We start from the raw sequence: 12,149 nt of genomic DNA, 5'->3' as shown, positions 1-12,149 counted from the left end.
GAGGACTGGGCCGCGAAGGACCCCATGGCCCGCGTCAGGTCACTTCTGGAACGAAGGGAATCCTGGAGCGAAGAGCTGGAAGCCCGGGTCGCAGCCAAGGCTGATGCCGTGGCCCAGGAGATGCGCAGTGGCTGCGTCAATATGCCTGACCCACAGCCGCTCGACGTGTTCAAGCACGTGTACAGCACGCCGCATTCCTGGCTGGAACGCCAACAGGACCACTATTCCCGTTACCTGGCTTCGTACGGAGACCCCGCACAGGCCACTTCTGAAGAAGGTGCACTCTGATGACCCAGATGACCTTTGCCCGTGCCATCAACTCCGGCCTGCGCAAATCCCTGGAAAACGACCCCAAAGTGATTCTTATGGGGGAGGACATCGGTACGTTGGGCGGGGTGTTCCGCATTACCGACGGCCTGCAGAAGGACTTCGGCAAGCACCGCGTCATTGACACACCGCTGGCCGAGTCCGGAATCATGGGGACCGCCGTCGGGCTTGCCTACCGCGGTTACCGCCCCGTGGTGGAAATCCAGTTCGACGGCTTTGTCTACCCGGCCTTTGACCAGATCGTCTGCCAGGTCGCCAAACTCCACTACCGCACCCAGGGGGCGGTAAAGATGCCCATCACCATCCGGGTTCCTTTCGGCGGCGGCATCGGTTCCCCGGAGCACCATTCCGAATCGCCTGAGGCCTACTTCACCCACACCTCCGGACTGCGGGTAGTGAGTGTTTCGAACCCCCAGGACGCGTACATCATGATCCAGCAGGCCATCGCCTCCAATGATCCGGTGGTCTACTTTGAGCCGAAACGCCGGTATCACGACAAAGGTGAAGTAGACGAGTCCGTGGATCCCGCGGCCGCGCTTTCCATGGAGAAGGCCAGCGTTGTCACCGAAGGCAAAGACGTCACCCTTGTGACCTACGGGCCATTGGTAAAAACCGCCCGTGACGCTGCTCTCGCAGCTGCCGACGACGGGGTTTCCGTGGAAGTCATCGACCTGCGCTCGCTGTCGCCTGTGGACTTCTCCACTGTGGAAGCCTCTGTTCGGAAAACGGGCAGGCTCGTGGTGACCCACGAAGCCGGACAGTTCGGCGGCATTGGCGGAGAAATTGCGGCCAGCATCACTGAGCGCTGCTTCTACCACCTCGAAGCCGCCCCTGTCCGCGTCACCGGCTTCGACATCCCCTATCCCTACTCCAAACTCGAAATGCATCATCTTCCGGACCTGGACCGGATCCTTGACGGCGTGGACCGGGCATTGGGCCGGCCGAACTCGCTCAGCGGGCTGGAAGGATGACGGCCACCATGATCAGGGAATTCAGGCTGCCTGACCTCGGTGAAGGGCTGACGGAATCGGAAATCCTCAGCTGGAAAGTGAACGTGGGCGATACCGTCACGCTCAACCAGGTCATCGCCGAGGTGGAAACGGCCAAGGCCGTCGTCGAACTTCCCTCACCGTTCGCCGGCGTGGTTACCGCGCTGCATGAGCAGCCGGGGACCGTCGTGGAAGTCGGCAAGCGGATCGTTTCCTTTGAAATAGCGAACGACGACGGCGGTACGCCCGCTCCGGCTGGTTCAGGCAGTTCAGAGTCCAGTGGATCCGGCGCATCAGATGAGTCTCCCCAGCTGGCTCCGGCTAGACGGGAGCCGAACCTGGTGGGGTATGGCGCCGTCGTCGAAAGTTCCGGACGCCCTGTCCGCCGGGCGCGGGGCCATCTTGCCGCCGTGAAGGACGAGGCTCCTTTGGAATCGCGGATGCCCCCGGTACTCCAGCCTGCTGCCCCTGAGCCTAACGCTGGACGCACTGAGGCTGAGCCGGCTGCACCGCCCCGGCCGGCCCGGACTGCCGAACCAGAGACAACAGAACGGCCACGCTCCACTCCACCTGTGCGTAAGCTGGCGAAGGATCTTGGCGTGGAGCTGGAATCGGTCACGGGGACAGGCCCGGGAGGACTGATCACCCGGGACGACGTCCGGAACTTCGTGGGCGGCGGAGACCTGCCCGCTGCTGCCCACGCCATGTCCGCGGTGGCCTACGCCAGGGAAAGTGCCGATGAGCAGGGCGGCGAACGGGAGGTCCGCACGCCCATCAAGGGTGTCCGGAAATTCACTGCCGCCGCCATGGTTTCGAGTGCCTTCACGGCACCGCATGCCACGGAATTCCTTACGGTGGACGTCACTCCCTCCATGGAGCTGCTCTCCAGGCTCAAGGAAAGCCGCCTCTTTGCCGGCTACAAGCTCACTCCACTGACCCTCGTGGCCAAGGCACTCCTGACCGCCTTGAAGCGAAATCCGTCACTGAACACCCACTGGGATGAGGATGCCCAGGAGATCGTCCAGTTCAACTACGTCAACCTTGGCATAGCCGCTGCAACCCCCCGCGGCCTGACCGTGCCCAATATCAAGGACGCACATTCACTGACCCTGGCCGAGCTGTCAGCAGCCCTGACGGAGCTGACAGATACGGCCCGGGAAGGAAAAACCAGTCCGGCGGACCTCTCCGGTGGAACCATCTCCATTACCAACATAGGAGTTTTCGGCATCGACGCCGGAACTCCGATCCTGAACCCGGGCGAAGCGGCCATTCTTGCCATGGGGGCAGTGCGGAGGATGCCCTGGGAATATCAGGGCGAGGTGGCACTTCGCCAGGTGATGACCTTGAGCCTGTCGTTTGATCACCGGCTCGTGGATGGGGAACAGGGCTCCAGGTTCCTGGCCGACGTCGGGTCCATCCTGTCGGATCCCGGCATCGTGCTCGCGATGGTCTAAGACCCGCGTGCCCCGGATCCGGTCAGCTCAACGTTCCGGATCCGGGGCAGGCGGCACCATCAAGGCGGCCATAGCCATGCTTTCCAGGAGAGGCCGGGCAGACGCGGCAGCCATCCGGCGGCCATGGTGGCGCACTGAGTGTGGTGTGGAGTTGATAAGCCCGAAGGTGGCATGGGCGCGCATCCGAAGGTCACTGGCTTCGGCGCGTGCATGGAGCCGCAGGAGGACATCCACCCACAACTCGACATAGCTGCGCTGCAGGGTGCGTACATTGGCTTGGTCGGATTCTGCCAGGTTGCTGAAATCCCGGTCCTGGACCCGGATGACGTCCGGGTTGCTGAGCGCAAAATCCACCTGGAATGCCACGAGCCCCGCGAGGGCACCGTGGGGGTCGGGAGTATCCGCAACAACCAGTCGGCCGCCTTCCAGCAGGTCCTCGCTGACGGTCAGCAACAGCGCGCCCAAGACAGCTTGTTTGCCCGAGAAGTGGCGGTAGACGGCAGGCCCGCTGACACCGGCAGCAGCGCCCAGGTCCTCAAGCGAAACACTGTTGAAGCCGTCCCTGGCAAACAAGGCGGCGGCCGCTGACAAAAGAGCCTTGCGGCGGCTCTCCTTGGCCTGGCTGCGCTGCGTCCCCGGACCGGCCTTGCCGGCTGACCGTTGGGCGGCCGCTAAAGAGTTGGAGCCGGGCAGGGGGCTGCGCTGGGCCATCGGGCTGAATACCTCCTGAATCATGTGATGTTCCAACCTCGCCAACCCTCAACGTGTTGGACATCACAGTTAATAGAGACTAACCTAAATTTCAGTTATGCGGTACTAACCGAAATAGCCAGGGCGCCTACGCGGGCGGCCGGGAACGGAAGCAGTCAATGGAGACACTCGCCAGCCAAGTGGACGCAGCAAGCGCCGCCTTCTCGGCCAATCGGGAGGCTCAGCTTGCCCTGGCGGGAGAACTCAGGAAACGGTTGGCCGTTGCAGCATTGGGCGGCCCGGAGAAATCCCGGGAACGCCATGTTTCCCGAGGAAAACTGTTGCCGCGGGAGCGCATCGACCAGTTGCTGGACGACGGCAGTCCGTTTCTGGAAATCGCTCCGCTGGCCGCGAACGGAATGTATCAGGACGATTCACCCGGGGCCGGCGTCATTGCCGGCATCGGGCTGGTCCACGGCAGGCACGTCCTGGTGATATCCAATGACGCCACCGTCAAGGGCGGAACCTACTATCCGATGACGGTGAAAAAACATCTCCGGGCTCAGGAGATTGCCCTGGAAAACCGGCTGCCCTGCATCTATCTGGTGGACTCGGGCGGAGCCTTCCTCCCGAAGCAGGATGAGGTGTTCCCGGACAAGGAGCACTTCGGCCGGATCTTCTTCAATCAGGCCAGGATGTCTGCAGCCGGTATCCCGCAAATCGCTTCGGTGATGGGTTCCTGCACGGCAGGCGGCGCCTATGTTCCTGCCATGAGCGATGAAACGGTGATCGTCCGCAACCAGGGCACCATCTTCCTGGGCGGTCCGCCGCTGGTGAAGGCCGCCATCGGTGAAATCGTCACGGCAGAGGAACTGGGCGGCGGAGACGTACATTCGCAAATCTCAGGGGTCACGGACCATCTGGCTGAGAACGACGAGCACGCGCTGCAGATTGTCCGCGACATCGTCGCCACCCTGCCGGTGCCCGCCGCTCCCGCATGGGAGGTGGAGGCCGCCGTCGAACCCGCGGAAGATCCGGAAGAAATCTACGGTGCGGTGCCCACTGACGTGAACGCCCAGTACGACGTGCGTGAGGTGATTGCCCGCCTGGTGGACGGCAGCCGGTTCCACGAGTTCAAGAAAAACTACGGCGCCACCCTGGTGACCGGGTTCGCCCGCCTTCACGGGCACCCAGTGGGAATCGTGGCCAACAACGGTGTGCTGTTCAGCGAATCCTCGCTCAAGGGGGCGCATTTCATCGAACTGTGTGATCAGCGGGGCATTCCGCTGGTCTTCCTGCAGAACATCTCCGGCTTTATGGTCGGCAAGGATTCCGAACAGGGCGGCATCGCCAAAAACGGCGCAAAGATGGTCACCGCCGTCGCCACGGCCCGGGTACCCAAACTCACAGTCGTCATTGGCGGTTCCTTCGGCGCAGGCAACTACTCCATGTGCGGACGTGCCTATTCGCCCCGGTTCCTGTGGATGTGGCCGGCCAGCCGCATTTCTGTCATGGGCGGCAACCAGGCCTCCAGCGTCCTGGCCACCGTCAAGCGCGAGCAGTACGAGGGGCGGGGCGAGGAATGGTCCGCAGAGGACGAGGAAGCCTTCAAGGCTCCCATCCGGCAGCAGTATGAGGACCAGGGGAGCCCTTACTATTCCACCGCCCGACTGTGGGACGACGGCGTCATCGACCCTGCCGATACCCGCACCGTTTTGGGGCTGGCGCTCGACGTCGTCTCCCGCACCCCGCTGCCGGAGACCTCCTTCGGCCTCTTCCGGATGTGAGCCATGACCACCAGTGACGACCGAACCCGAGCCAACGTCCACAGCGAAGTCCTGTTCGGTGGGGATGCCCTTTTCCCGACAGTCCTCGTGGCGAACCGCGGCGAGATCGCCTGCAGGGTAATCCGGACGCTCCGCACCATGGGCATCCGCTCCGTTGCCGTCTACAGCGATGCCGACGCCGGCGCCCGCCACGTGCGCGAAGCCGATACCGCCGTCCGGATCGGACCCGCCGCCGCCTCGGAGAGTTACCTCAATATTGATGCCATCGTCCGGGCCTGCCGGGAAACAAACACCCAGGCAGTGCATCCGGGATACGGGTTCCTGAGTGAGAACGCCGACTTCGCCCGCGCCCTGGAGGCCGCGGGGATCGCTTTCATCGGTCCCGGCGTTGCGTCCCTGAACATCATGGGCGACAAGATCCGCTCGAAGAACCATGTGGCCGGCTACGGTGTCCCGGTGGTCCCGGGCATTGCCCAACCCGGACTCACCAACCAGGACCTGATCGAAGCCGCTGCAAACGTGGGCTTCCCGCTGCTGATCAAGCCGTCGGCAGGGGGCGGCGGCAAGGGGATGCACACAGTGGAGCGCCCGGACGAACTCGCCGCTACCCTGGCCACGGCCCGGCGGGTGGCTGCCAGCGCTTTCGGCGACGACACCCTGTTCCTGGAGCGGCTGGTGCTGAACCCGCGGCACATCGAAGTCCAGGTGCTCGCAGACAACCATGGCAACGTGATCCACCTTGGTGAACGCGAATGCTCACTCCAGCGCCGGCACCAGAAAGTCATCGAGGAAGCGCCGTCGCCGCTGTTGGAATCACTTGGCGACGGCGCCGTGGTCCGGGCCCGGATCGGGGAGGCAGCATGCCAGGCTGCCCGCAGCGTCAACTACAGCGGGGCCGGCACGGTTGAATTCCTTGTTTCTGATGACGCCCCGGACGAGTTCTTCTTTATGGAAATGAACACGAGGCTCCAGGTGGAACACCCCGTCACCGAGATGGTCACGGGTATCGACCTGGTGGAATGGCAGGTGCGGATCGCGGCCGGCGAGGTGCTCACCGTGGCGCAGGACGACGTCGTCCTCAAAGGTCACGCCGTCGAAGCGCGCGTTTACGCAGAGGACCCGCAACGGAATTTTCTGCCGTCCACCGGAACGGTGCTCCTGCTGGACGAACTTCCGTCGGCGGCAGAAGCCCAGGGGAGTGACCACAGGCTTCGGGTGGATTCGTCGCTGGTTGAGGGGCTGGAGATTGGCTCTCATTACGACCCCATGATCTCCAAGGTCATCGCATGGGGGACGGACCGGAAAGCAGCGCTGGACACCTTGGATGCGGCCTTGTCGTCCTACACCGCCCTGGGTGTGGCGACCAACGTTGAGTATCTGCGGCTGCTGATCAACGACGACGACGTGCGCGCCGGACGGCTGGATACCACGCTGATCGAACGGAAAATGCCGGACCTCTCGTTCCGCGAGATGGGGGACGCTGAATTCATTGCCGCAGCACTCTACGTGCAGGCTCTGGAGCGGGGGAGCCCGGGCAGCACGGCTTCGGACGGCACGGCCCGGGAAAGAACCGCTTCTCCAAGGAAGGCAGGCAGCCCCTGGAACACCCGCAGTGGCTGGCGGCTGGGCGGAAATGCCCCGTGGATTGTCAGCCTGGGACGGGGAGCGGGGGAGGTAGTCGCCGTCCGCCTCGGTTCTGAGATCGGAGGTTCCGTGACAGTCCGGGTAGGGAACGGCTTCGAACACGAGGCATCCCTGGGCGGCGTCGCTGCTGGGAAGCTCGCGATAACCCTCGACGGCGAGAGCAGGCAGTACTCCGTGGCCAAGTCGCCGAGCGGAGACCTGTTCCTGGGACACGACGGCTGGTCTTGCCGGCTCGAGATCCTCACGAGGGAATCCCGAGTGGCCAGAGTCCTGGCTGCGATCCAGCGGGTGGACGGCGTTGTTGATCCCGAAATCCGCTCGCCGATGCCCGGGACAGTGGTCTCGGTCTCTGTCCAGGACGGGGAAACCGTAGCCGCCGGACAGGTCCTGCTCGCTGTGGAGGCCATGAAAATGGAACATCAGCTGACTGCCAGCACCGCGGGGACAGTGCATATCGGCGTCACTCCTGGCGATCTCGTGAAAGCGGAGCAGGTCCTGGCCACCATCCATCCTCCGGTCCCTGAAGTCGCCGGAGAGGTATCGGACACCGAATCAACCACACAAGCTGCCATCGCCATGGGCGCCGCAGATGCAGAGCAGAGTTAGGACAAGGAAGTCACATCATGGCTGATTTTGAACTCAGTGAGGAATACCAGGACCTCAGCGACACCGTTCGGGAATTTGCGGACGAAGTGGTTGCCCCGGTCTCGGCCAAACACGATGAAGAGCACAGTTTCCCGTACGAAGTGGTGTCCCAAATGGCCGACATGGGCCTCTTCGGCCTGCCGTTTCCGGAGGAATACGGTGGCATGGGCGGAGACTACTTTGCCCTTGCCATCGCCCTCGAACAGCTGGGCCGGGTAGACCAGTCCGTCGCCATCACCCTCGAAGCAGGAGTTTCACTCGGGGCCATGCCTGTCTACAGGTTTGGCACCGATGCCCAGAAGAAGGAATGGCTCCCGGCGCTGGCTGCCGGTACGGCGCTCGCAGGATTCGGCCTCACGGAGCCTGAAGCTGGCTCGGATGCCGGCGGAACCAAGACCACCGCCAGGCTGGAGGGCGGCGAATGGATCATCAACGGGAACAAGGAATTCATCACCAACTCCGGCACGGACATCACCCGGCTGGTCACCGTCACCGCCGTCACGGGCAGGCACGAGCGCAAGGACGGGAGCATCAAGAAGGAAATTTCCACCATCCTGGTGCCCACCAGCACGCCCGGATTCAAGGCCGAGAAAGCGTACAACAAGGTGGGCTGGAATGCCTCCGACACCCACCCCCTGACGCTTAAGGACGTCCACGTTCCGGAAGAAAACCTTCTCGGAGAACAGGGCCGGGGCTACGCCAACTTCCTGTCCATTCTCGACGAAGGCAGGATCGCCATCGCCGCCCTCGCCACCGGAGCGGCCCAAGGCTGTGTGGACCTCTCCGTCAAATACGCGAAGGAACGCAGTGCCTTTGGACACCACATCGGCCAGTACCAGGCCATCGCCTTCAAGATCGCCCGCATGCAGGCACGGGCGCACACTGCCCGGTTGGCCTACTACGATGCTGCCGCCAGGATGCTGGCGGGGAAGCCGTTCAAGACCGAAGCAGCCATCGCTAAGATGGTCGCAGGCGAGGCAGCCATGGACAACGCGCGGGATGCCACCCAGGTGTTCGGCGGCTATGGCTTCATCAACGAATTCACTGTGGCACGCCACTACCGCGACTCCAAGATCCTTGAAGTCGGGGAGGGCACCACGGAGGTTCAGCTGATGCTCATCGCCCGCGAACTGGGATTGAAGCCGGCCTGAGAGGATCAACGATGATTGACAAAGTTGTTGCCAGTGCTGAGGAGGCCGTAGCCGACATCCCCGACGGCGCCTCCCTCGCCGTCGGAGGCTTTGGCTTGTGCGGCATCCCGGTGGCGTTGATCGATGCCCTCCACCAACGCGGCACCCGGAATCTGGAAACCGTCAGCAACAACTGCGGTGTTGACGACTGGGGCCTGGGCATTCTCCTGAAGGACGGCAGGATCCGGCGGACCGTCAGCTCCTACGTCGGCGAGAACAAGGAATTTGCCCGCCAGTACCTCTCAGGCGAACTGGAGGTGGTCCTCACACCGCAGGGCACACTGGCGGAGAAGCTCCGTGCAGGCGGTGCGGGAATTCCTGCCTTCTTCACGAGCGCCGGCGTCGGCACTCAAGTGTCCGAAGGCGGGCTGCCGCAGAAGTACGATGCTGATGGAAGCATAGCCATCGCGTCTCAAGCGAAGGAAGTGCGCACCTTCAATGGTGCCGACTACGTCCTGGAGGAGTCCCTCACTCCCGACTTTGGGCTGGTGCACGCCTGGAAGGGGGACCGGCACGGCAACCTCATGTACCACGCAACGGCGATGAACTTCAATCCGCTGTGTGCGATGGCCGGTAAGATCACTATCGCCGAGGTGGAGGAACTGGTGGAACCGGGCGAGCTGGACCCCGAGCATATCCACACCCCGGGCATCTTCATCCAACGGGTGGTGCTGGCTCCCGCCGTCGAGAAGCGCATTGAAAAGAAGACCGTCTCAGCAGCGTCGACGTCTTCCACCTCAGACCAGGCAGGAGCATAGCCATGGATCCGAACAGCTCCCAGGCACCCCGTCCGGAAGGCGTCCGTCCCGAATACCGCAGGGCTGCCGCATCCAGCCCTGAGGGCAAGGGCTGGACCCGCTACGAAATGGCTGCAAGGGTGGCAAAGGAACTCCGCAACGGTCAGTACGTGAACCTCGGCATCGGAATGCCCACCCTGATTCCCAACTACATCCCTGCCGGGATGGAGGTGGTCCTCCACTCCGAAAACGGCATCCTCGGCGTCGGGCCTTATCCCGCGGAGGACAAAGTGGACCCGGACCTCATCAACGCAGGCAAGGAAACAGTCACTGTAAATGCAGGGGCAGCATTCTTTGATTCGGCAACCTCCTTCGGAATGATCCGTGGAGGGCACGTGGACGTTGCCGTGCTCGGGGCCATGGAAGTCGCCGCCAACGGAGACCTGGCGAACTGGATGATCCCCGGCAAGATGGTCAAAGGCATGGGCGGGGCAATGGACCTGGTGTTTGGTGCCAAAAGACTGATCGTGATGATGGAGCACGTGGACCGCAACGGACGGCCGAAAATTGTCCAGCAATGCACACTGCCGCTGACAGGCAAGGGATGCGTGGACAGGATCATCACGGACCTCGCCGTCATTGACGTCACCTCCGACGGACTGGTGCTGCGCGAGCTGGCACCTAACGTGTCGGTTGAGGACGTTGCCGCTGCTACCGGCGTCGAACTCCTGGAGGAAGACCGGGAACTGACGGTATGACGGATCCCAGGACACCGGAACCGCCGACGCAGCGGATCATCGAACAGCGCGGGCTGTACTACGACGAACTGGAGACCGGGGTGCTGTACGCTCACCGCCCGGGACGCACCGTGACGGAAACCGACAACGTCCTCTTCACCACCATGACGATGAACACCCAAGCGCTTCACCTGGATGCCGCCTGGAGTGCAGGGCAGCCCTTCGGGCAGCGGCTGATGAATTCGATGTTCACCCTGGCCACTGTGGTGGGGCAATCGGTACCGCAGCTGACGCAGGGGACCATCATTGCCCAGCTTGGCCTGACGGATGTCTCCTTTCCGCACCCCCTGTACCACGGCGACACCCTGTACACCGAGACTCAAATCACCGGAAAGCGCCTTTCGGATTCCCGGCCCGGCCAAGGGATAGTAACCATGACGCACACCGGCCGGAACCAGGACGGGAAGGTGGTCGCAGTGGCCACCCGCAGTTGCCTGATGTGGACACGGGACGCCCATCTGAAGGCCCAGGAAGACCGGCAATCACAAGTAGGGGGACAATAAATTCATGACGTTTGTGATGGGCCCTGCCCTGCTGTTCTGCCCTGCCGACCGCCCGGAACGCTACCTGAAAGCGGCCGAGAGGGCCGACGCCGTCATCCTTGACCTGGAGGACGCTGTGGCGCCGGAAGACAAACAACGTGCCCGGGGCGCCATCCTCGCGCAGCTGGGCGCCAAAGGCGATGTGCCGGAACTCGAGCCCACCCGCACCATTGTCCGCCTCAATCCGGCGGGCACCGAGGAGTTTGAGAAGGACCTGCACTGCCTCGCCCACACGCCCTACCGGACAGTCATGCTGGCCAAAACCGAGGGCGCGGCACAGGTGCAGGCACTTGAGGGGTTCAGCGTCATTGCGCTGTGCGAAACTGCGGCAGGAATCATCAACGCTCCCGCCATAGCTGCCGAACCTAACGTGGTTGCGCTGATGTGGGGAGCCGAGGACCTGCTCGCCTCGTTGGGCGGAACCTCCAGCAGGAACGACGACGGCGGCTACCGGGCGGTTGCACTGCACTCCCGTTCAGCCGTACTTCTTGCGGCACGGGCCTACGGCAAAGAAGCCATTGACTCGGTGTACGTGAACATTCCTGATCTCGCCGGCCTGGCATCCGAAAGCCGCGATGCAGTGGCGTCCGGCTTCAGTTCGAAGGCCTGCATTCATCCCAACCAGGTGGCGGTTGTCCGTGACGCCTACGCGCCCTCCGAGTCGGAGGTTGTCGAGGCCAACGAGCTGCTGAAAGCTGCCGCCAGCGCCGGGTCGGGCGTATTTCAGTTCAAGGGCAAAATGGTCGACGGCCCCATCCTTAAGCATGCCGAAGCCACGGTGCGCCGGTCAGGTGCCAGGCCCGTCTCGGGCCGCTAGGGAACGGAAGACGGTAAGCCGACCAGCGTCCGCCTACGAGCGTCAGTGTAGGTCGAGCACGTTCCAGACGATCTCGCCGCTATGGTCCGAAACACTGTGGTGCCGAGCGAAGCCCAGCTTTTCGAGTACCCGGAAGGACGGTGCGTTCCATGTCCGTACGGTGGACCAAAGCCGTGAGTAACCTGCTCGTTGAGCGGCGGCGACTACCGCCATGGCAGCCTCCGTGGCGTAGCCGCTCCCATGGGCATGCTGGAACAGCTCGAAGGCCAACTCCGGTTCGTTCAGCGTTGCTCTTCCGATTACCAGGCCGCAGTAGCCGAGGACTTCGGCGTCGGCCTTCCGCACAATCACAGACGGCACCACGCCGTGAGTGTTTTGGGAATCAACAACTCCTGCGATGACCGCAGCATCGTCCTCTACTGTCGGAAGGCCCAGCCCACGCTCTCCCACGAGGTGCCGGTGCCAGGACGTGTCGTCAATAGACCAAGACCGAAGATGCAGACGCTCTGTTTCCAGTTCGAGACGTGTAC

General features: G+C 63.1%; 11 protein-coding genes and 1 pseudogene. 10 read left to right on the top strand and 2 right to left on the bottom strand.

Annotated elements, in window-relative coordinates:
- From RIN13_RS12855 to RIN13_RS12845, 3 genes and pseudogenes are all read left to right on the top strand, one after another.
- Positions 1-288 (top strand): annotated as a pseudogene (locus RIN13_RS12855) (pyruvate dehydrogenase (acetyl-transferring) E1 component subunit alpha); the annotation flags it as partial.
- Positions 288-1,298: an alpha-ketoacid dehydrogenase subunit beta gene (locus tag RIN13_RS12850; RefSeq protein WP_309107729.1), complete on the top strand. Its 1,011-nt coding sequence runs from the start codon at positions 288-290 to the stop codon at positions 1,296-1,298. The pseudogene RIN13_RS12855 and the gene RIN13_RS12850, both read left to right, overlap by 1 nt.
- Positions 1,295-2,770, top strand: coding sequence for a dihydrolipoamide acetyltransferase family protein (locus tag RIN13_RS12845; protein ID WP_309107728.1), 1,476 nt, complete (start codon positions 1,295-1,297; stop codon positions 2,768-2,770). The genes RIN13_RS12850 and RIN13_RS12845 overlap by 4 nt, the downstream gene beginning before the upstream one ends.
- 27 nt (positions 2,771-2,797) lie before the next feature.
- On the opposite strand, the gene RIN13_RS12840 is transcribed toward RIN13_RS12845, so the two are convergent.
- Positions 2,798-3,505, bottom strand: coding sequence for a helix-turn-helix domain-containing protein (locus RIN13_RS12840; RefSeq protein WP_309107727.1), 708 nt, complete (start codon positions 3,503-3,505; stop codon positions 2,798-2,800).
- Positions 3,506-3,639: 134 nt separating this feature from the next.
- Here RIN13_RS12840 and RIN13_RS12835 point away from each other — a divergent pair, with 134 nt between their 5' ends.
- Genes RIN13_RS12835 through RIN13_RS12805 form a run of 7 tightly spaced genes read left to right on the top strand, consistent with a single transcriptional unit; the run spans position 3,640 to position 11,619 of the window.
- Positions 3,640-5,247, top strand: coding sequence for a carboxyl transferase domain-containing protein (locus tag RIN13_RS12835; RefSeq protein ID WP_309107726.1), 1,608 nt, complete (start codon positions 3,640-3,642; stop codon positions 5,245-5,247).
- Between the two features lie 3 nt (positions 5,248-5,250).
- A complete protein-coding gene (locus RIN13_RS12830) occupies positions 5,251-7,497 on the top strand; it encodes a biotin carboxylase N-terminal domain-containing protein (protein WP_309107725.1) in 2,247 nt (748 codons plus the stop codon).
- 17 nt (positions 7,498-7,514) lie between these two features.
- Positions 7,515-8,687, top strand: a complete 1,173-nt coding sequence (locus RIN13_RS12825; protein ID WP_309107724.1) for an acyl-CoA dehydrogenase family protein — start codon at positions 7,515-7,517, stop codon at positions 8,685-8,687.
- 11 nt (positions 8,688-8,698) lie between these two features.
- The gene (locus RIN13_RS12820) at positions 8,699-9,484 is read left to right on the top strand and encodes a CoA transferase subunit A (protein WP_309107723.1); all 786 of its coding nucleotides are present in this window, start codon (positions 8,699-8,701) and stop codon (positions 9,482-9,484) included.
- Positions 9,485-9,486: 2 nt separating this feature from the next.
- Positions 9,487-10,221 (top strand): CoA transferase subunit B, encoded by a 735-nt coding sequence (locus RIN13_RS12815; protein WP_309107722.1) that lies wholly within the window; start codon positions 9,487-9,489, stop codon positions 10,219-10,221.
- Positions 10,218-10,763: a MaoC family dehydratase gene (locus RIN13_RS12810; RefSeq protein ID WP_309107721.1), complete on the top strand. Its 546-nt coding sequence runs from the start codon at positions 10,218-10,220 to the stop codon at positions 10,761-10,763. Before RIN13_RS12815 ends, RIN13_RS12810 begins: the two co-directional genes overlap by 4 nt.
- Before the next feature lie 4 nt (positions 10,764-10,767).
- Complete coding sequence (locus RIN13_RS12805; RefSeq protein ID WP_309107720.1) at positions 10,768-11,619, top strand: CoA ester lyase; 852 nt, start codon at positions 10,768-10,770, stop codon at positions 11,617-11,619.
- Between the two features lie 42 nt (positions 11,620-11,661).
- Here RIN13_RS12805 and RIN13_RS12800 read toward each other — a convergent pair.
- A partial coding sequence (locus RIN13_RS12800) for a GNAT family N-acetyltransferase (protein ID WP_309107719.1) occupies positions 11,662-12,149 on the bottom strand: 488 nt, incomplete at its 5' end.

Origin of the sequence: Arthrobacter sp. (assembly GCF_031179985.1) — a bacterium.
Classification (GTDB): Bacteria; Actinomycetota; Actinomycetes; order Actinomycetales; family Micrococcaceae; genus Arthrobacter.
This window is presented reverse-complemented; position numbering and strand designations above follow the sequence as displayed.

Coding starts and splice junctions, on each gene's coding strand:
- RIN13_RS12850 (WP_309107729.1), top strand. CDS start 288: ATGACCCAGATGACCTTTGCCCGTGCCATCAACTCCGGCCTGCGCAAA.
- RIN13_RS12845 (WP_309107728.1), top strand. CDS start 1,295: ATGACGGCCACCATGATCAGGGAATTCAGGCTGCCTGACCTCGGTGAA.
- RIN13_RS12840 (WP_309107727.1), bottom strand. CDS start 3,505: ATGATTCAGGAGGTATTCAGCCCGATGGCCCAGCGCAGCCCCCTGCCC.
- RIN13_RS12835 (WP_309107726.1), top strand. CDS start 3,640: ATGGAGACACTCGCCAGCCAAGTGGACGCAGCAAGCGCCGCCTTCTCG.
- RIN13_RS12830 (WP_309107725.1), top strand. CDS start 5,251: ATGACCACCAGTGACGACCGAACCCGAGCCAACGTCCACAGCGAAGTC.
- RIN13_RS12825 (WP_309107724.1), top strand. CDS start 7,515: ATGGCTGATTTTGAACTCAGTGAGGAATACCAGGACCTCAGCGACACC.
- RIN13_RS12820 (WP_309107723.1), top strand. CDS start 8,699: ATGATTGACAAAGTTGTTGCCAGTGCTGAGGAGGCCGTAGCCGACATC.
- RIN13_RS12815 (WP_309107722.1), top strand. CDS start 9,487: ATGGATCCGAACAGCTCCCAGGCACCCCGTCCGGAAGGCGTCCGTCCC.
- RIN13_RS12810 (WP_309107721.1), top strand. CDS start 10,218: ATGACGGATCCCAGGACACCGGAACCGCCGACGCAGCGGATCATCGAA.
- RIN13_RS12805 (WP_309107720.1), top strand. CDS start 10,768: ATGACGTTTGTGATGGGCCCTGCCCTGCTGTTCTGCCCTGCCGACCGC.